We start from the raw sequence: 18,040 nt of genomic DNA on the forward strand, positions 1-18,040 counted from the left end.
CGCGGAACTGGTAGTACGGCCCCGCGGCAACTACTGCGGGGCCGCTTCCGTCTCCGCTGCCACGGCTGGTGGCCGAGAGCCAGTCCGGTACATCACCTCGGTGAGCGGGTCGGTGATCGGCTCTTCCACGCCGCCAAACTCGGCACTGAACTCCAGCCCCTCCGCCGTCTCGACCCGTGAAATCTTGATCAGGATCCCAAGTTCGACGCCGTCATCAACGAGGGTGAACGCGGTCCCAAAGTGGCGGTAGTTCAGGCTTCCGGCTGGCAGCAGGGTCCATCCGCGTGCGACCGGACGCTTCTCAGCGTGATCCAACGTCGGAGCGCACACCGTACAGGCGGTGTAGCGCTTCAGATCCTCAACGTCGGATCGGCTCATCAAGGCTGGCATCGGGGGTGCGCTGTCGCTTCCGTGCCAGTCCCTGACACGCTCCAGATCATCCAGGTACGGGGCCCAGGCCGCCTCCCGATCAACAAGGCTCCGCATGCTGGGGCACGAGGGCAGGTGAACTTTCCCCGCTGCCGAAAGGACGAAGCAGTCTCCCGAATCAATCCAGCGGTCAACGACGGCCTTCTCCCGGCGCAGCTCCGCAACAAGCTCAGCCCGCAACTCACCGTCCGAGAGGTGCCGTCGGCCCCTGAGAAAGTCTTCCTGCTCGGACAACAGGTCTGAGGCCGCCCGTGCCCGCTGTGCCGGTGTTTCCGCTGCCATGATGACCTTTCTGGATGCCTGAATATGCCTGCGCATCCGTAACTCCGGGGAACCGGCCGAGGGATGCCGCACACATAGTCCTCACCCTAACCAAGAATGAGGCAGAACCATGTCCCTGAAAGAAAAGCTCAAGGGCGACGTCGTCGTCCACATGAAGGCCGGCAACAAGCTGGCACTGACGACCGTCCGCAACGTCCTGGGCGAGATCAGCACCCGCGAGAAGTCCGGCAAGACGCCAGTCGAGCTCAACGACGCCCAGGTGACCTCGCTCCTGCAAAAGGAAGCTGCCAAACGCCGCGACACAGCCCGCATCTATACCGAGGCGAACGAAGCCGACCGTGCCTCCGCAGAGATTGCCGAAGCGGAGATCATCGAGGAGTACCTGCCCAAGGCCCTGACCCGAGACGAGGTCCAGGCCATCGTCGACGAGGCCATTGCTGCGCTGACGGCCGCTGGCCACGAATTCTCGGTGCGCTCCATGGGTGCCGTCATGAAATCCGTGACGCCCCAGATCGCAGGGCGCTTTGATGGCAAGGCAGTCAGCGAGATCGTGAAGGCGAAGCTGGCATGAGCCAGGGCACGGAAATCGTTCCGGCCACCTACCAGCAGGATCAGTACTGGATCGACGGCGGGGGCACGAAGCGCCAGCTGGGTGACATGTCCAACGGCTACCTGGCAAACGTCCTGTCATACTCCATGGACCGCGCTGAGCTCCTTTACGCCCTGGACAAGGGCGCAGTGCCCACGCCTGGTCTGGGTGTGGACGACGCCGGCTTTGGCTACTTCGCCGAGGCCTTCGACTGGCTGGAGTCCACACCCCTGATGAAAGCCATCAAGGCCAAACTCGCGCAGTAGAGAAAGGGGCAACGCCACAGTGCGGCCCCTGTTTGGCATTAGTGCCCGGCGTGCTTTTGCGGGCGGCCCAAGCCCCTAGGGGACCGCTTTATACCAAAAGTCACCAGAGTGTGCGAAGAGGTTGGTGCCGATGACGTCGATCTGGGCGCGGACGAAGAAGAGCCCCTTGTTGCGCTCAATACCCCTGATTTCGCGGACCGCATCACTGTACTTGCTCCAAGAGATCCAGTGGGCAAAGTTGTCGTATTGGAAATGCTGATTATCCTTGTGGATGTCCTTGGTTGGTTGGTCATATGCGTGGTCGCCGAGCGCGATCCACCAGCGGTAGTTTTCGTCCTGTCTCGGGTTGGCCATCTGGAATACCGCGTCGTAGGACAGCCCGGCTTTCACCAAGTCGCTGGACGCTTGGACTCGCATGACGATGGCGAATGGATCCGACCCGTTAAAAAATGCCTTAGGCGCCCACACATTCGAAGGGTCGGCGGCGTATGTCGTGGGTATCTGAACGAATGACATGTTATTTACCCGGCCCTTCCCGCCCGATAGAGCCTGGGGCCTCCTGAAGGCCTTCCTCGGGCTCTATCGGTTCCTCACTGCTGACATTCTGCTTCCGCTTTCGAGCTTCGGCGTAGCTCATTTCCGTATCCGGGTCAGGCTTCGGTGTTTGCTCTGAGTTGTTCATTGTCTTCCCCTCTAGCCAGGAACTTTCCTTTCCACCTCGACGAAGCCGGCACCGTTGCAGGCTCCCGGTGGTGCGGTGACGTTCCCACCCACGCGATCAAGAGTCAAGAGCTAAATTAAATGCGACAGGCGGGTACCCGTGATCGTGTCAAGTATTTCTGGCCCCAGGAGAGCATTTGAAACTGCCCCAGTTCCGGTCCGCCGGCAACCCTGACGCGCAGAAGTTCGACAACCTCGCCAAGCTCGCTCTCCAGCGGCAGATGGCCGCCGAGAAGCTCGTCACCGGCGCAGCACCCGGCCTGGCCGCACAGAACGAGGTCGTCGACAAGCTCAAGGGCGGCCTGGACTCCATGAAGGGCAAGCTGCACGAGCTGACCGCCAAGCGCAACCAGCTGGTGGCCCGGTCCCGGACGGCAGCAGCCCAGTCCCAGGTCCACGACGCACTCAAGTCCCTGGACGCCGGCGACCCGACCTCCGCCATCGGCCGGTACGAGGAGAACATCCGCCGCCAGGAAGCCACCATCCGGGGCCAGCAGGAACTCGCCGCCTCATCCCTGGATGCCCAGTTCGCCTCCCTGGAAGACCTCGGCGAACAGGCCGAAGTGGAAGCACGCCTCGCCGCGCTCAAGTCCATGGACGGGAAAGCCATCGACTACTAAAGTGCCGTCCGTACAGGCAATGAACGGGGTGCGGGTCTACTCCAGGACGTCCGCCATCGCGTCCAAGACCAGATAGTCGCCGTACGCTGACTGGAAACCGAAGCCTTCCCAGTAGCGCCGCAGTGCAGCCTTGGCCGCGTCGTGCCCGGGGGTTCCCTCCTCGGGGACATCCTTGGTGAGGAGCGGGGCAACTTCCACGATGACCAGGGCAGTTGAGCGGCCGACAGTGCCGAGGATCGATTTCAGGACTCCGTGGCCGAGTTTGTTGCCGCGGAACTTCGGCGCAATCTGCAGGGAGGACAGGATCACCAAGTCCCCGCCGAGGGCCGTCTCTTCAATGAGGTCAGGGCGTTTGATCGTCAGCATCTCGGCGACGTTCGCGACCTCCTGGTTCACCGCGTCCAAGGTCATGAACAGATCGATGATCCCGGCGTCGGGCACCACGTAGAGCTCCGCCTTCCCGACGGAGACTTCCTGTCCGTCCCCGCCCTCATCCTCGTCGTCCCACACGGTGCCCCTGACCTTGACGGTCCAGAACATCGGGTAGTCCTCCGGGTCGTGGCGCGCGCCCGGGGTCCCGCGGAACTGGCACCGGTAATCGAAGGTCAGGTATTCAGGGACAAGGTCGGCCATGGAGCTCCTTCGAGGAAACTTTACGGGGCCTGTCGATGGCCCCGTGTGCAGTCTACGGTCGTCGCCGACCTCCTGACCTCCCGGCCCTCTAGTTTGCGCCGCGTCTCGTCAATCCACTCGGGGGGAGTGGAGCTACGGGGCCAGCGGGTTTGCCGTTCGCACTGCCGAGACCACATCCAGAATCCCCCGAGCGGACGCGGCCGCGTCCTCCCGATCATCGATCAATGACATGTGGGTGGATCCGTCAATGATTCGGTGCAGGCTGTTGGTTGAGAGTAAGGCGAGGGCGTCCTGTGAAGCGTCCCAGCCGGGCTGGCCACCGGAGCCTGCTGTTAGGACGACCAGCGGCTTATCGGTGAAGTTCCTCAACTCTGCGGCTTGCTGCGTCGAGGAGCCTGCACGGATGTACTCGTTGAGCGTGCTCTTGAGGTGCCCGGGTGTCAGTCCGAGCAGCCGGCCCAGACCAAGACGCCCTGCCATCGAAGCGAGTGCGGAGGCGCGCCCCATCGTGTCCTCGGCCTCCGCAGTCGTGCCGTTCGCTGCTTCCTTGTCCGATGCCGGCGCGGTCGAGTCCAGCAGGACCAACCCGGCCACGTCTTCGGGATAGCGGGCAGCGAACGTGAGTGCGTAGAGGCCGCCGAACGAATGCCCAGCCAGCACATACGGTCCCGGCACGTTCGCGCGCTGCAGCAACGTGTGAAGGTCGGTCGCCGTCTGTGCGCCGTCCTGCGGCGTGGTCGCCGGGTCGCTCCACCCACGGCCTGCCCGGTCATAAACGCACACCCTGGTGTCACGGGCAACGGCCGGTGCTATCCATCCGAGGTCAGAGGACATCATGCCGGCGCCCGGTTCGAGCACGACGGTGGGGCTCCGGGAGCCAGCGCAGTTCAGGTACAGGCGGTGCCCGCCGACGTCGATCAGCTGACCCTGCACCGGAGCCGCCTCCGCGTCGGGCGTTTTGCGCAGGGTTTCGAAGCCGCCGCCCAATGAAGCCAGGACGAGCCCCGCGATCACTGGATACAGCAGGATGCGACCGCTCCGGCTGCGCAGCTGCCGATGGGCCTGAAAAATCATCCAGATCGCTAACACCAGCAAAGCGGGCGGCCACAACCAGGCGAGCAGTTCCTGGGCTGGGGAGCCGAACACCACCAGGAGGAATCCGCCCAATCCCATGAAGAGTGCTGGACTCGAGGCCCACTTTTGGGGCTGATCAGTGAACCGGACCGACAGTGCAGCCAGCGCGGCCCATCCCGCGCCAAGTCCCAAAAGGATGCCGCCGGTCACGCCGCTTTCGGTAGCCGGAACGAACGGGGCGAAGGCCAGAAGGGGAGCAGCGATGATGCCCGTAACCAACGAGCCGGCCACAATCCAACCGATGCGCCCCCTCTTTGAACGACCCGCGCTGGACGGCCGGTCCTGGCCCCTGGATGTGGTGCTCATGGGGGTGGCAGCGGTCGTGCTCTGCCCTGCCGAAAAGATTGTCATACGCCAATGCTGTCAGTCACCGGGATCGGAAATGCGCGGCAAAAATGCCCTGCATGGAAAGGATTCTGCCCAGACCGTGCCTTCGTGAGTACAGTGGCCCTATGCACCGAGTCGTCGCACTGGCACTGCCGGATGTGGTCGCTTTCGATCTTGCCATTCCAGCGCAAGTTTTCGGCCACGAGGATGAGCGGAGCCGGTACTCCTTCCGGGTCTGCGCAGCCCAGCCCGGCCTGGTGCCGACGACCTCCGGGTTTTCCATCCAGGCAACGAATGGCTTGGACGCCCTGCTGTCGGCGGATACGGTCGTGGTGCCCGGCTACGCACCGCTCAACGATCCGACCGCCGAAGTCTGCGAGGCCCTTCGCCAGGCAGCGGGCAACGGCGCCCGTGTCGTGTCCGTGTGCACAGGCGCCTTCGCCCTCGCTGCTTCAGGTCTCTTGGACGGCAAGCGGGCAACCACCCACTGGAGAAACGCCGAACGGCTGCAGACCCTTTACCCGGGCGTCACCGTCGACGCGGATGTGCTGTACATAGACCAGGGCAGCGTCAGCACCAGTGCCGGGGTCGCGGCAGGCATAGACCTGTGTCTGCACCTGGTCCGCAAGGACTTTGGAACCGAGGCAGCCAACAGCATTGCGCGACGGATGGTCGTTGCTCCGCACCGGGAAGGGGGCCAAGTCCAGTACATGGAGCGCACTGTTGCCGCACCACTGGCCCTCTTCGCCGGCACCTGCGCCTGGGCCAGACAGAACCTCGCGGCAGCACTCACTGTGGAGGACATGGCCACCCACGCCGGCTGGGCAACGAGCAGCTTCACCCGGAAATTCACTGCCGAAGCAGGCATGACCCCCTTGAGGTGGCTGAACGACCAACGGGTCGCCGAAGCCTGCCGGCTCCTGGAAACAACCGACCTGAAGGTACAGGCGGTCGCCTCCACGACCGGATTGGGAACGACAGCGAATTTCCGGCTCCACTTCGAGCGGAAGTTCGGCACCACACCCTCCAGCTACCGCCGTCTCTACCAGGGCAGAAACCGGAAAGCTGCGCCAGCCTAGAGACCGGAGAGTCGCGGCCTTGTTTGTGGAACCCGCCCCTGCCGGGTACGGCTTTTCAGCTAGGATCCGTGCACAGTTGGGCGTCGATCCTGGCGTTGCGGGCCCTGATGAAGCTATTGCTGTTGGCCAGGTACTTCAGGTATTCCTTCTCGTCCTGCGGAACGGCCGGGGTGTTGAAGTTTTCGAAGTCGTGGAAGTAGTCGACGGTCCCGTCATCTTTCAGAAGGTCCTGCAGTAGGAAAAAGTCGACGTACCCTTTGAAGTCGCAGAACAGGGCGAAGAATGCTTTGTATCTGTCCAGGACCTCTTCGAGGGGACTCCACTCCTGGCGGCCCTCGTAGTAGCGGCGGATGCATTCCAGGGTCAGGTCGAAACGGTCAGCGATCTTGCCGTTAAGTCCGCGGGCACCGTTGATGGTCATCTTCCCACCGACTCTGTTGCCCGGGAACACAATGGAGCTTCCGACCGTGTAGCCGGGCCACGCTGGCAGGTCCTCCGGCGGGATATTCCGGATGATGCGCCCCGCTCGTTTCTTCAGCCTCGTGGTGATGGCGTCGCTGGCCATGAAAAAGACGCCATTCGAGGACCTGTGCACCAGGTATGCCCTGGATTCCGGTGTCAGATCAAAGCGCCCTTCTCCGCAGGGGAGATCCTTGCTCCACAGCTTTCGGTGATAGTCCTTCAGAGTCGGGCTGTACTTGTCAGGGTCTTTCCCTTGGGCATCCCGGTTGACGTTAAAGGTCGTGTCAATGCGTTTCGGCTTCTCATGGTCCGTCAGGTCTCCCCCTGCTCGTCTGGCTCCGCGGTCACGGCGGCAGGAGCGGCGGGCCGGACCAGCCTAGCCGGCGGCCGGAATGCTCTCCTGCGTCGCCTTGATTATCTCTGTGGCCCACCGGGAACGCGGTGTTTACGGAGTGCGACACGGCCTAGGCGCCGCGGACGCTTTTCGGGTAGGATACCGTGCCGTTGGTCGCGACGGCGTGGACCAGGTTCGTCTGGATGGTCACGGGGGTGACAGGGTCGCCTGGTTGCTGAATGACCAGGTGGGCGGTGCCGCTGAGGGTGAAAGTCCCGGCCCCGGCGACACTGAACGTCCCGGTGAGGGGCACATCAAGGTTTTGGACGGTCACGGCCGCGCTGGCAGGGGACACCGTTCCGGTGATCAGGGCGATGACCATCAGAAACAGGCCGACTGCTTTGGGTAGGAGGTGACGGGTTTCAAGGGACGAACTCATGGCGGGATCCTGTTCTCTGTGGTGAGGCGTGAAGTTGGTGCCGCTGGCGGCCTCACGCTAGTCCCCCCGGTTCACCGCACCAGACGTAGCAGGCCCCGGTTTACTTTGGGTGGATTCCAACGCTGGTCGTCCGGTCAAATCACCCCGTGCAAACAGTTTTGTCAGTAGTGAACTGAAAATCTCCATTGGCGAATGCGGTGAACCTGTAAGATACGAGCAGGTCCGGGCCTGACCCCTTACTGATCAAGCGGAGTTGATCCTGAACGAATTGGTCTCCACCGGTGCTCACTTTGTTCCAACCGTTCTCCTTGAAAACGTACACGTGGCCCTGGTCCCCGATGCCCGTGCCGCGGAGCGACCAGTGGAGGAACTCGGATCCGTTGACGTTGGTGTGATCGAGTAGCTGATAGGTGCCATCGGTGAAGGCGATCTGTTCGTTGGCGCAGCCGGTGATGGAACCCCCTTCACTGAAGCCAAATCGGATGACTTCAGCGGGGGCAGCGGACGCCCCGCCGGCCCAAACGAGCAGCGTTGCCGCTACGACGGGAACCGCGAGCATTTTGCGGGTAAGGCGCATGGTTGACCTCCTGGTTGATGAGAGAAGCACCTGTCCGTCAGAATGGCCCGGGCAGACGTGCCGTCAACATACGCCCGCCCAGCAAATCGCAACAGAGTAACCGCTACCCTGCTTCCCGCCGGCTGTACCCTTCTTTGTGCCGAAGCTCCTCCTCACGAGTGGGGAGCTGACCTGTGGACGCCATCACCTTCCACCACCACCTCCTTGGTGCCGACGAACTGAAAGGTATTTCAGGCTGCCTCAGTACAGCCTCTCCGACCGTTCAAGGAGCCGGCGATAGCGATGCAGCAGGATGCTCTGGGCCTCTTCGCAGTCGTGACTTGCAAGCTCGGTCCTTACATTGGGACAAGGCCCGTGGACTTTTGGTCGGGCAAAACTTATCATCAGTCATGCCCGTGACCGGACGAGCCGTCGCTGCTACGGTGCTGCTCGTCGTTGGGGCAGGACTTGCGATGCTTGGCGTACTGGTTCACTACGGATTCATGAGTGTCTACGGGGATGTCACCGGCACCGCATTCAACGGATTCATTTGGGGGTTGACGGCCGGACCCTCCAACTTGGCGCTCCTTCTGGTCTTGATCGTTGTCGTGATCAGTTTCATGCTCGCGACACGGCGATGGATGCGACTGACATCCGCGGCCATTCCTGTCCTCATGCTGATCGGGATGTTCGCTGTTACCCCCCTAGCCCTGGAACAGCGGCTTGAGAAGCAATACGTTTCGTCTCCGCAATGCGTGACCGAGGGCACGGATGAGCCCATGGCCGCCACGGATCGTGAGGCCCAGCAGGTGTTCGATTCCATCAGCCACATCGGCCACTTCAACGGCGGAGGTATGAGTGGTGTGGGCGGCTGTACCCGGTGGTTCAAGCTCTCAGGAGACGTCGATGTATTGCAGTACTATCGCGCAACGCTGCAGGCGGCCGGCTGGGAAGTGGTCGAGGATGACGGGCACCATCTGCGGGCGCGCCTCAACGGCAGGGCGTTCGATGTGATGCCCTGCCCAGGAGGCGGTGTCATCTGGGCAGGAAGCGACGATGACCCCTCATACGGGCAGGGAAGGCCTGAGCTTGCCGGCTCTGAGATTTGTCCACACGACCTGTAGAACCACCATTTTGAGGTCCCACGGAAAGCGGCCGCGACGAGCTGAGTCAAAGAGTGCCGGAGCCGGACGACGGAGCCCGCGAAGTCTCACAAACTCTAGCTGGGTGACACAGTACCTGCGGCTCGACGGTGAATCACCATCGTGCAAGTCTCGGGCTCAACGCGGTCCTCAGTTTTCCCTGCCCGAAGGCTGAATCTTCACGGATCGATTGATACCACCGAATGCCGGCCAGGCTATTCCAGCCGACTGCGGTTTGCAATGCAGGCCTGCGTGTTGGGATGTTGCGAACCCAGCGAGTTCTCCAGTATTGCGATGGCTTTGTCGTAGTGCGCGGCCGCAGAGGACTTTCGTCCTTGGTCAGCTTCCAGTGAAGCCAGGTTGTTCAGAAGGGCGGCGATTTCCGGGTGTTCCGGACCGAGTACTCGGCGTTTGATCTCGAGGGCGCGGGTGTAGCCTGACTCCGCTTCGGAATACTCGTTTTTTTGTTGCTGAAGTGAGGCGAGGTTGGTCAGCTGCACAGCCACCTCGTAGTGGTCCGGTCCGTGCTCGGCGGTCCACAGGCGAAGGGCTTCCCGAAAGGGTGGCCTCGGCTGCATCCAGTTTTCCCTGGCCGCCCAAGATGGCACCCAACACTGACGTGTCAGCCGCAACCCCGGCGACATTGATACGAGAGCGGCGGTGTCGGATGTCCAGGGCAGCCCGGATGTGCGGTTCGGCGTCGTCATAGTGGCCTTGGATGTGGGCCAGCCCGGCCAAGTTATGGTGAATCGCCGCGACCTCCGGATCATCGGGCCCGAGGGCTTCGGTGGTCAGAGTCAACGCTTCAGCGTAGAGCGCGGCAACTTCCTGATAACGGCCGGTGTCCTTACACAGGATTCCTTTGGCGTTGAGGGCAGCGGCCCTGCGTAGCGGCTCCAATTCGTCCCAGCGTGGCAGGCGAAAGACTTTGGCCAGAGCCTTCTCAGCTTCCGGGTATTGTCCGGCCAGCCGCAAAGCATCGCCGGCCCGGGTGAGGGTTTCCGCCAGCCATAGATCCTTGACCCTTGATGTGGGCTGGCTCTCCAGGAGTGCCACGGCGGAGTTCAGGAACCGGCATGCAGCGACGTTGTCCGCGGCCCGAGACACGACACCGGCCCTCATCAGTAGAGCCTCAGTTCTGATGAGGGCATCGGCAAGTTCCGCGTTCCTGCCTTCCATGATGCTGCCGGCGCGCGGTCGCTCGGTATTCCGAGGTGGATGGAGTGTCGAAGCCGATGAAGGTAGTTGTCGCCGGTGACGAAAAAGTGACGAGTACGCCGGGAAAAGACGGGAAAAGCGGGGAATGCATAAGATTCCCCGCTTGTCCACAAGCCAGCGAAAAACCCCCCAGGAACCTTGATTTCTAGGGGGTTTGTCCCGAGCTTCCTATCAGAATCGAACTGATGACCTTTTCATTACGAGTGAAACGCTCTACCGACTGAGCTAAGGAAGCACCGCATGGAATCTCTCGGCGTAACCGGGCGGTTCATGCAAGAGTCAACTGTAATAGAGTCCCGCCGTCCGGGTCAAAATGGGACCCGGCGGGCGGTTCAGCAGACCGTGTTGTCGGCAGGAACCTTGCCGTCCACCAAGTAGCTGTCCACCGCGTTCTCCAGGCAGCTGTTCGCCCGCCCGTATGCAGTATGGCCTTCGCCCTGCCAGGTCATCAGCGAGGCGTTGCCGAGCTGTTTGCGCAGGGATGCTGCCCATTCCACCGGGGTTGCCGGGTCTCCGGTGGTCCCGACGACAACGATGGGCGACTCACCGGTGTACTCCACCGGGGCGGGGGTCCGCACGTTCTTGTACGGCCAATCCACGCAGTTGGTGCCGCCATAGGCGAAGAAGTAGCCGAGGGTGGGCGAAGCCTGCCGCAGCCGCTGATCCTCGGCACGCATGGACGCCGTGTCGGAGACCATGGGGTAGTCCAGGCAATTGATGGCGCTGAAGGCGAAGGCGGAATTGGAGGTGTATTTCCCGTTGGAGCCGCGGTCGGCGCCGAGGTCTGCCAGCCGCAGCATCAGGCTCACATCACCTGTCGCAGCGGCTGCGAGGGCTTGGGTCAGTGCGGGCCAGCTCTGGTCGTTGTAGAGGGGCGTGATCAGGCCACTGACGAACATCGTCGCGTTGACGGTACGGCCGTCCTTCGCCTGGCGCGGATTCTCCTGGACAGAGTTGATGAGGCCTCGGATCTGCTGGACGCCGCTGTCCACGTTGCCGGTAAGCGGGCAGCCGTCTCCCTGCTGGCAGCTGGCCACGTAGGACCTGATGGCCTTCTCAAAGGCAACGGCCTGGCCCATGGTCAGTTCCTCATTGCTGATGGACGGGTCAAGGGCGCCGTCCAGAACCATCCGGCCCACGTTGTTGGGAAACAGCGAGGCGTAGGTGGAGCCGAGGAAGGTGCCGTAGGAGTAGCCCAGGTAATTGAGCTTCGTGTCGTTCACCACGGCACGGAGGATGTCCAGGTCCTTGGCCGCACTGATGGTGTCGATGTGGCCGAGGGAGGGTCCAGTCTGTGTCGCGCACTGTTCGGCGATGGCTTTGTTGTCCGCCAGGACCGTGGCCAGTCCGGCGTCAGTTTCCAGGTCATAAATCTTGGCCCGTGCCGCGTCCCGCTGTTCATCCGTCATGCACTTTACGGGGGCGGAGCGTTTGACGCCCCGGGGATCAAAGCCAACGAGGTCGTAGTTCGCCCGGACGGACTGGGAAAAGTGCGTCCCGGCAGCGTCTTTGACAAAGTCGTAGCCGGAACCGCCCGGGCCGCCCGGATTGACCAGCAGGCTGCCGGTCTTCTTGCCGGTGCTGGGCGCCCGCAGGGCAGCGAGCTGGATCTTGTCCCCGCCAGGATTCGCGTAGTCCATCGGCACGGTCACCTTGGCACAATGGAAGCCGTTTTCACACGGCTCCCACACCACTTCCTGCGAGTAGAAGGAGTCAAGCCCGGCGGGGGCGGACGCCACGATGGAGGGATCCGCCTTGCCCGTGGCGGGCGCTTCGTCCGCCTTGTTACCGCCAATGAGGCTGCACGATGCCAGCGTCAGGGCCAGAACCAGGGCGCCGGCAGCCCGCAGTCCACTCCTCAGGGAGCGGGAGCGTGCGGGCAGGGGGCGAGCAGTCATTCGAGAGTTCTCCTTGGAAGGGCTAGATCAGGCTGGCTGCCATGGACTCAATGGTCAACAGCGGAGCAACGTTGGTGGTGGTGATGCGTTGGCGGGCTTTGTTGATGGCGTCCATGCGGGCAAGCGTGGTTTCCGGGGCGGACCGGGCGGCAAATTCTTCCAGTTCACTCCTGAGTTCAACGTTCACCAGCTCCACACTGTTCCCCAGCTGGATAATCAGCACGTCCCGGTAAAAGGAAAGCAGGTCCGTGAGGGTCCGGTCCAGCGAATCGGTGATGGACCGCTTGGCCCGGCGTTTCTGGTCCTCTTCCAGCTGCCTGATCTGGCTCCGCATGGCCGGCGGCAGCGTCCCTGACTCAGGGGCACCCAAGGTGGCCAGCAGCGCGGCCTTCTCGGCGGCGTCGCGCTCCTCATTGGAACTGTTGGCTTCGGCGGTGGCGATCTTCACGAGCTTGTCCGCCATCATCACCGCCGCGGTGACCCCGCGCAGCCCCAGCGGGAACTTCACGGTTTCCAGCCTGCGTTCGCGCGCCTCGGGATCCCGCGCCAGGCGGCGGGCGATCCCCACATGGCTTTGCGCGGCGCGGGCCGCGCGTTCGGCGAGGGCCGGTTCCACGCCGTCGCGCTTCACCAGCAAAGCCGCGACGTCGGCGGCCGGAGGCAGACGGAGGGCCACAGCACGGCAGCGGGACCGGATGGTTACCAGGACGTCAGCGGGCGATGGCGCGCACAGCATCCAGATGGTCCGCGGGGTAGGTTCCTCGATCGCCTTCAGCAGGACGTTGGTGGTGCGTTCGGCCATGCGGTCCGCGTCCTCCACCACGATGATCCGCCAACGCCCGGAGGACGGACGGTTTCCTGCCGTGGAGACCAGGTCGCGCGCCTCGTCGATGGTGATGGTGACCTTTTCGGTTCGGACGAACGTCACGTCCGAATGAGTCTCGCCGAGTATGGTCTGGCAGGCGTGGCACTCGCCGCAGCCGCGCTTCGTCACGTCCTCCTGGTCGCAGTTGAGAGCCGCTGCGAACGCCTTCGCGGCGTTGGAACGCCCGGAACCGGGCGGGCCGGTGAACAGCCAGGCATGGGTCAGGCCCTCACCGAGGGTCGCCTGACGCAACTGTTCGACGACGGCGGGCTGGCCCTGGAGGTCGTCCCATACCGTCACGCGGCACCCCGCGCAGTCGCGAGCAGGGAGTCGAGGCGGGTCAGGATCCGCGCCGCGAGATCGGGGACAGGCAGGTGGGCAGGCAGGACGAGGTAGGTGTCCGGGCGGCTGGCGGCCAACTCGAGGAAGGCGTCACGGATGGTGGCGTGGAACTCGTCAGCTTCGGATTCCAGCCGGTCTTCGGCGGCGGCGCCGGCAGTCCGCCTGCGCCGGCCGACAGTCGGGTCCACGTCCAACAGGACAGTGAGATCAGGCTGCAGCCCCGAGGTGGCCCATTCATTGAGTGAACGGACGGCATCAGCGCCGAGATCGCGCCCGGCTCCCTGGTATGCCACGGAGGAGTCGATGTAGCGGTCAGTCAGGACAACCTCACCGCGCTCCAGCGCCGGCCGGATCACTTGGCTGGCGTGGGCAGCACGCGAGGCTGCAAAGATCAGGGCCTCGGTGTGGGCATCAATGTGGCCATGGCCGTGGTCCAGGACCAGGGAACGCAGCTTTTCGCCGATGGGTGTCCCGCCTGGTTCCCGGGTCCGCAGGACCGTCAGGCCGCGGGATTCCAAGGCCTCGGCGAGCAAAGCCGCCTGCGTGGACTTCCCGGCGCCGTCGCCGCCTTCAAAGGCGATGAAAAGTCCAGGGCTGTTGGTGATGGTCACTGCTCCAGCCTACCGACTTCAGCGGTCGGCGCGCGTCAAAGTACTCTTTCACCATGAGCCTCACGGAGCAGCACGCAGCGTCCCTGTCCGCCGAAACCGTGGTGGTTGCCGCCGGCCGGCCCCCGCGTGAGCACGACGAGCCTGTCAACCCGCCCCTCGTGCTGTCCTCGACGTATTTCGGCACCGGAGCCTTGGGCGACGGCGACCGCGGCTACGGGCGCTATGCCAACCCCACGTGGGATCCCTTCGAAGAGGCCCTGGGCCAGCTGGAAGGGTCAGAACTGCCGGGCCTGCTCTATGCATCGGGGCTGGCAGCGGTGAGCTCAGCCCTGTCGCTCCTGCCTGCCGGCGGGGTGCTGGTGATGCCCTCGCACAGCTACGCGGGTTCCCTGGTGATGGCCAGCGAGCTGGCGCAGAAAGGGTTCCTCGAACTCCGGACCGTGGACATCGCGGACACGGACGCGGTCAAGGAACAGCTGGCCCCGCAGGGACCGGGTGCCAAGGCCGCCAGGATGCTGTGGCTGGAAAGCCCCACCAACCCCATGCTGGGAATCGCCGACATCCGCGAACTGACCGCGGCTGCCCATGCAGCCGGTGCCATTGTGGTTACGGACAACACCTTCTCCACGCCCTTGGTCCAGCAGCCGTTGTCCCTCGGCTCGGACGTGGTGCTGCATTCGGTGACTAAATACCTGGCCGGACATTCCGACGTCGTCCTTGGCGCCCTGGTGACCTCAAACCCGGACATCCGGGCGGCGCTGCTGCATAACCGCACCATCCACGGCGGCATCGCCGGCCCGTTCGAGGCCTGGCTGGCGCTGCGTGGACTCCGGACCCTGGCCCTGCGGGTGGAACGGTCGCAGGCATCAGCGGCAGTCCTGGCGGAACGCCTCAGCAAGCACCCCCTGGTCGAAAGTATCCGGTTTCCCGGGCTTTCCACCGACCCCGGGCACGAACGTGCGAAGTCCCAGATGAAGGGCTTCGGATCGATCGTGTGCGTGCAGATCGCGCGGGTTGGCGGCCTGGACGGAGCGGATGCTGCGGACAAGTTGGTGCGCGCCCTGCAGCTCTGGCTGCCTGCGACCTCGCTGGGCGGCGTTGAGTCACTGATTGAGCGGCGCCGCCGGCACACTGCGGAGCCGCTCAGCGTTCCGGAGAATCTGGTGCGCCTGAGCGTGGGCATCGAGAATGTTGAGGACCTCTGGGCCGATTTGAAGCAGGCGCTGGACTCACTGGGCGGCTAGGCTTGGACGGTGGACGGTCGAGTGATGATTTCATACGTAGAGACGGCAATATTTTTTGTCCTTGCCCTGGTGGCACTGGGACTTGAGGCGTGGGCGCTGCTGGACTGCGTCCGCCACAAGTCCGCCGCCTTTGAAGCCACCGGCAAACGGACCAAGACGTTCTGGCTGGCGCTGACCGCCGGCGCCACCCTCATCGGAGTCATCTCTCTCTTCAGCAGTGGCGGCATCTTCGGCACCCTCGGCCTGTTCGGGCTGGCTGCCGTGGTGGCAGCTTCCGTCTACCTCGCCGACGTCCGCCCCGCCGTCAAGGACGCCGGCCGCGGAGGCAGCCGCCCCTACGGCTGGTGACCCCGGGCCCCCGGCGCCACCGCTTCCCAGCCCACTGTCAGTTCACCCAGGCGCCACCGCGACGGCCCGTTCTGAACCGGCCACCCGCCGTCGCGCAGTGCCTTGCACATCGCCTGCCAGCGCTGCCTGTTGCCGAACGAGGCCAGCGGCGCTGATTCCAGCCAGGCGCGGTCCATGGCCTGCATCAGCCGGTGCACCGGTTCGCCGGGGACGTTGCGGTGGATGAGGGCCTTCGGCAGGCGCTCGGCGATGTCTGAGGGCAGGTCAAAGCTGCCGAAACGCATGGACATGCTCAGTGACAGCGGCCGTTCAGCGTCGAGGGCAATCCAGGTCACCCGGCGGCCGATTTCATCGCACGTCCCGTCAATGAAAAGCCCGCCGGGGGAGAGCCTGCTTTGGACCAGGCGCCAAATTCCCGCAACGTCAGCCTCTTCGTATTGCCGCAGGACGTTGAAGGCACGGACCAGGACAGGGCGCCCCGGTACAGGCAGTTCGAAGCCGCCCACCTGGAAGGTGAGTCCCGGCCGTTCCAGCGCCTTGGCCGCACGGACCCGTTCCGGTTCGATCTCGATCCCCACCACGCGCACGTCCGGCCGGGCGGCGCGGAGGCGGTCAAAAAGTTCGACGGCGGTGGCGGGCGATGCGCCGTACCCCAGGTCAACCACCAACGGGTCTGCGGCGGCGCGCAGCCGCCAGGACTGGGGTCCCGTGAGCCAGCGGTCCACGCGGCGCATCCGGTTGGGGTTGGTGGTACCGCGGGTGACGTTTCCCACCGGCTTTCCGCCCCGGTCTTGGGAAGCGCTAACCCGTTCAGCTTTTTGCACCACGGCCCAACCCTATCTTCGTAACGCAAAACGGGCTGTAGTGCGCCTCGGCTAGGATGAAAATCATGACTTACAAGCTGATTCTGCTGCGCCACGGCCACAGCGAATGGAACGCCAAGAACCTGTTCACCGGCTGGGTGGACGTTGACCTTAACGACCAGGGGCGCGAGGAAGCGGCCCGCGGCGGTGAGCTCCTGGTGGAGAACAACATCCTGCCCGACGTCCTCTACACGTCACTGCTCAAGCGCGCCATTAACACGGCGAACATCACGCTGGACAAGGCGGACCGCGGGTGGATCCCCGTCAAGCGTGACTGGCGCCTGAACGAGCGCCATTACGGCGCCCTGCAGGGCAAGGACAAGGCCCAGACCCTGGCCGAGTTCGGCGAAGAGCAGTTCATGGAATGGCGCCGCAGCTACGACACCCCGCCGCCGCCCCTGTCGGATGACAGCGAGTTCTCCCAGGCCCACGATCCCCGCTACGCCGACCTCGGCGACGCCCTGCCGCGTACCGAGTGCCTCAAGGACGTCCTGGTCCGCCTGCTGCCGTACTGGGAATCGGACATCAAGGAAGACCTTAAGGCCGGCAAGACTGTCCTGGTCACCGCGCACGGCAACTCCCTGCGCGCCCTGGTCAAGCACCTGGACGGCATCAGCGACGACGCCATCGCCAGCCTGAACATCCCCACCGGGATCCCGCTGGTCTACGACCTCGACGAGAACTTCCAGCCGATCAAGCCGGGCGGCACATATCTGGACCCCGACGCCGCGGCCGAGGCCATCCTGGCAGTCGCGAACCAGGGCAAAAAATAGGCAAAGCAGCTATAACGACGGCGGGCCGGTCACCTCGAGGTGACCGGCCCGCCGTCGTACGGGGTGAAGTTGGGCTAGAGACCCTGTGGCTGCCATTCGCCGGTCACCAGGTAGGTGACCTTGCGTGCCACGGAGACACCGTGGTCAGCGAACCGTTCGAAGTAGCGGCTCGCGAGGGCAACGTCCACGGTGGTGGCGGGGGACTCTGCCCAGTCCGGGGAAGCGATGGCCTTGAAGACGCTCAGGTGAAGGTCGTCGATGGCGGTATTGGCCTTCAGGATGTCGCGGGCCACTTCGAGGTCCCTGGTTTCCAGGAGCACGGTGAGCTTGTCCGCGATCAGCTGGTCCTGTTCGGCCATCTTCTTGAACGTTTCCGTCATGGATGCGGGGATCACGTTGGACGGGAAGCGCAGCCGGGCCAGCTGGGCCACGTGCCGGGCAAGGTCGCCCATCCGCTCCAGCGAGGCGCTCATCCGGAGCGAGCCGACGATCATACGGAGGTCGCTGGCTACCGGACCCTGCAGGGCGAGAATGTCGATGGCGCGTTCGTCCAGGCTGTTCTGCAGGAAATCGATGCGGGCGTCAGCCGCGATGACGTCTTCCGCCAGGTCAACGTCTGCAACCTGGAAAGACGTGGTGGCCTTCTCCATTGCCTCACTGACCAACTTGGAAATCTCAACCAGCTGCTCACCGACCTGGGTCAGCTCTTCCTGAAAAACCTTACGCACGGGGGCGTCCTTTCTCTGGAATCCCGCCCCCAATGGCAGACGGAATTCATGTCGCCGTTCGGCACTCCAACCCGTAACTCTGCCAGCGTGCGGTGAACGGACGGTCTCTTGTAAATGAACGTTAGCTGAACCGTCGGT

General features: G+C 63.8%; 20 protein-coding genes, 1 tRNA gene and 2 pseudogenes. 8 read left to right on the forward strand and 15 right to left on the reverse strand.

The features are described from left to right. Positions 1-30 precede the first annotated feature (30 nt). Positions 31-711, reverse strand: a complete 681-nt coding sequence (locus AC1MCD_RS03425; RefSeq protein WP_498675871.1) for a hypothetical protein — start codon at positions 709-711, stop codon at positions 31-33. A 109-nt stretch (positions 712-820) separates the two neighbouring features. On the opposite strand from AC1MCD_RS03425, the gene AC1MCD_RS03430 reads away from it, so the two are divergent. Both AC1MCD_RS03430 and AC1MCD_RS03435 read left to right on the forward strand, forming a co-directional pair. Continuing rightward, positions 821-1,282, forward strand: coding sequence for a GatB/YqeY domain-containing protein (locus AC1MCD_RS03430; RefSeq protein ID WP_498675873.1), 462 nt, complete (start codon positions 821-823; stop codon positions 1,280-1,282). Beyond that, entirely contained in the window at positions 1,279-1,566 is a 288-nt protein-coding gene (locus AC1MCD_RS03435) for a hypothetical protein (RefSeq protein WP_498675874.1), read from the forward strand. Before AC1MCD_RS03430 ends, AC1MCD_RS03435 begins: the two co-directional genes overlap by 4 nt. Before the next feature lie 75 nt (positions 1,567-1,641). On the opposite strand, the gene AC1MCD_RS03440 is transcribed toward AC1MCD_RS03435, so the two are convergent. Further along, positions 1,642-2,082, reverse strand: a complete 441-nt coding sequence (locus AC1MCD_RS03440) for a hypothetical protein (RefSeq protein ID WP_498675876.1) — start codon at positions 2,080-2,082, stop codon at positions 1,642-1,644. Between the two features lie 344 nt (positions 2,083-2,426). Here AC1MCD_RS03440 and AC1MCD_RS03445 point away from each other — a divergent pair. Next, positions 2,427-2,906 (forward strand): annotated as a pseudogene (locus tag AC1MCD_RS03445) (PspA/IM30 family protein); the annotation flags it as partial. A 36-nt stretch (positions 2,907-2,942) separates the two neighbouring features. Here the strand turns inward: AC1MCD_RS03445 and AC1MCD_RS03450 are convergent. Together AC1MCD_RS03450 and AC1MCD_RS03455 are read right to left on the reverse strand one after the other, a co-directional pair. Then, a complete protein-coding gene (locus AC1MCD_RS03450) occupies positions 2,943-3,539 on the reverse strand; it encodes a hypothetical protein (RefSeq protein ID WP_498675878.1) in 597 nt (198 codons plus the stop codon). A gap of 132 nt (positions 3,540-3,671) precedes the next feature. Beyond that, positions 3,672-5,024: an alpha/beta fold hydrolase gene (locus AC1MCD_RS03455; protein ID WP_498675880.1), complete on the reverse strand. Its 1,353-nt coding sequence runs from the start codon at positions 5,022-5,024 to the stop codon at positions 3,672-3,674. Between the two features lie 101 nt (positions 5,025-5,125). Here AC1MCD_RS03455 and AC1MCD_RS03460 point away from each other — a divergent pair, with 101 nt between their 5' ends. Beyond that, the gene (locus AC1MCD_RS03460) at positions 5,126-6,079 is read left to right on the forward strand and encodes a GlxA family transcriptional regulator (protein WP_498675883.1); all 954 of its coding nucleotides are present in this window, start codon (positions 5,126-5,128) and stop codon (positions 6,077-6,079) included. Between the two features lie 55 nt (positions 6,080-6,134). Here AC1MCD_RS03460 and AC1MCD_RS03465 read toward each other — a convergent pair whose 3' ends face one another. The 3 genes from AC1MCD_RS03465 to AC1MCD_RS03475 form a co-directional block, all read right to left on the reverse strand. Then, a complete protein-coding gene (locus AC1MCD_RS03465; RefSeq protein WP_498678145.1) occupies positions 6,135-6,857 on the reverse strand; it encodes a DUF6994 family protein in 723 nt (240 codons plus the stop codon). Between the two features lie 148 nt (positions 6,858-7,005). Then, positions 7,006-7,314, reverse strand: coding sequence for a hypothetical protein (locus AC1MCD_RS03470; protein ID WP_498675885.1), 309 nt, complete (start codon positions 7,312-7,314; stop codon positions 7,006-7,008). Positions 7,315-7,453: 139 nt separating this feature from the next. Next, a complete protein-coding gene (locus AC1MCD_RS03475; protein WP_498675887.1) occupies positions 7,454-7,891 on the reverse strand; it encodes a hypothetical protein in 438 nt (145 codons plus the stop codon). Positions 7,892-8,064: 173 nt separating this feature from the next. On the opposite strand from AC1MCD_RS03475, the gene AC1MCD_RS03480 reads away from it, so the two are divergent. Further along, complete coding sequence (locus tag AC1MCD_RS03480) at positions 8,065-8,994, forward strand: hypothetical protein (protein WP_498675889.1); 930 nt, start codon at positions 8,065-8,067, stop codon at positions 8,992-8,994. Positions 8,995-9,227: 233 nt separating this feature from the next. Here AC1MCD_RS03480 and AC1MCD_RS03485 read toward each other — a convergent pair whose 3' ends face one another. The 6 genes and pseudogenes from AC1MCD_RS03485 to tmk form a co-directional block, all read right to left on the reverse strand. Beyond that, entirely contained in the window at positions 9,228-9,590 is a 363-nt protein-coding gene (locus AC1MCD_RS03485) for a tetratricopeptide repeat protein (protein WP_498675890.1), read from the reverse strand. A 145-nt stretch (positions 9,591-9,735) separates the two neighbouring features. Continuing rightward, a pseudogene (locus AC1MCD_RS03490) lies at positions 9,736-10,191 on the reverse strand (tetratricopeptide repeat protein); the annotation flags it as partial. Positions 10,192-10,392: 201 nt separating this feature from the next. Then, positions 10,393-10,465 (reverse strand) — tRNA-Thr (locus AC1MCD_RS03495). A 97-nt stretch (positions 10,466-10,562) separates the two neighbouring features. Beyond that, positions 10,563-12,128, reverse strand: coding sequence for an alpha/beta hydrolase (locus tag AC1MCD_RS03500; RefSeq protein ID WP_498675892.1), 1,566 nt, complete (start codon positions 12,126-12,128; stop codon positions 10,563-10,565). A 22-nt stretch (positions 12,129-12,150) separates the two neighbouring features. Next, the gene (locus AC1MCD_RS03505; protein WP_498675894.1) at positions 12,151-13,293 is read right to left on the reverse strand and encodes a DNA polymerase III subunit delta'; all 1,143 of its coding nucleotides are present in this window, start codon (positions 13,291-13,293) and stop codon (positions 12,151-12,153) included. Next, positions 13,290-13,940 (reverse strand): dTMP kinase, encoded by a 651-nt coding sequence (gene tmk, locus AC1MCD_RS03510; RefSeq protein ID WP_498678147.1) that lies wholly within the window; start codon positions 13,938-13,940, stop codon positions 13,290-13,292. Before tmk ends, AC1MCD_RS03505 begins: the two co-directional genes overlap by 4 nt. 59 nt (positions 13,941-13,999) lie before the next feature. Between tmk and AC1MCD_RS03515 the strand changes: the two genes are divergently transcribed. Together AC1MCD_RS03515 and AC1MCD_RS03520 are read left to right on the forward strand one after the other, a co-directional pair. After that, positions 14,000-15,190: a trans-sulfuration enzyme family protein gene (locus AC1MCD_RS03515; RefSeq protein WP_498675897.1), complete on the forward strand. Its 1,191-nt coding sequence runs from the start codon at positions 14,000-14,002 to the stop codon at positions 15,188-15,190. Between the two features lie 24 nt (positions 15,191-15,214). After that, the gene (locus AC1MCD_RS03520) at positions 15,215-15,538 is read left to right on the forward strand and encodes a DUF2516 family protein (RefSeq protein ID WP_441873041.1); all 324 of its coding nucleotides are present in this window, start codon (positions 15,215-15,217) and stop codon (positions 15,536-15,538) included. Here the strand turns inward: AC1MCD_RS03520 and AC1MCD_RS03525 are convergent. Continuing rightward, entirely contained in the window at positions 15,526-16,365 is an 840-nt protein-coding gene (locus tag AC1MCD_RS03525) for a class I SAM-dependent methyltransferase (protein WP_498675900.1), read from the reverse strand. The two genes, AC1MCD_RS03520 and AC1MCD_RS03525, sit on opposite strands and share 13 nt — an antisense overlap. A 62-nt stretch (positions 16,366-16,427) precedes the next feature. On the opposite strand from AC1MCD_RS03525, the gene AC1MCD_RS03530 reads away from it, so the two are divergent. Further along, complete coding sequence (locus AC1MCD_RS03530) at positions 16,428-17,174, forward strand: phosphoglyceromutase (protein ID WP_477708468.1); 747 nt, start codon at positions 16,428-16,430, stop codon at positions 17,172-17,174. A gap of 74 nt (positions 17,175-17,248) precedes the next feature. On the opposite strand, the gene phoU is transcribed toward AC1MCD_RS03530, so the two are convergent. Continuing rightward, positions 17,249-17,902, reverse strand: coding sequence for a phosphate signaling complex protein PhoU (gene phoU / locus AC1MCD_RS03535; RefSeq protein WP_498675903.1), 654 nt, complete (start codon positions 17,900-17,902; stop codon positions 17,249-17,251). Between the last annotated feature and the right edge of the window lie 138 nt (positions 17,903-18,040).

The organism is Arthrobacter sp. BF1, assembly GCF_056680215.1.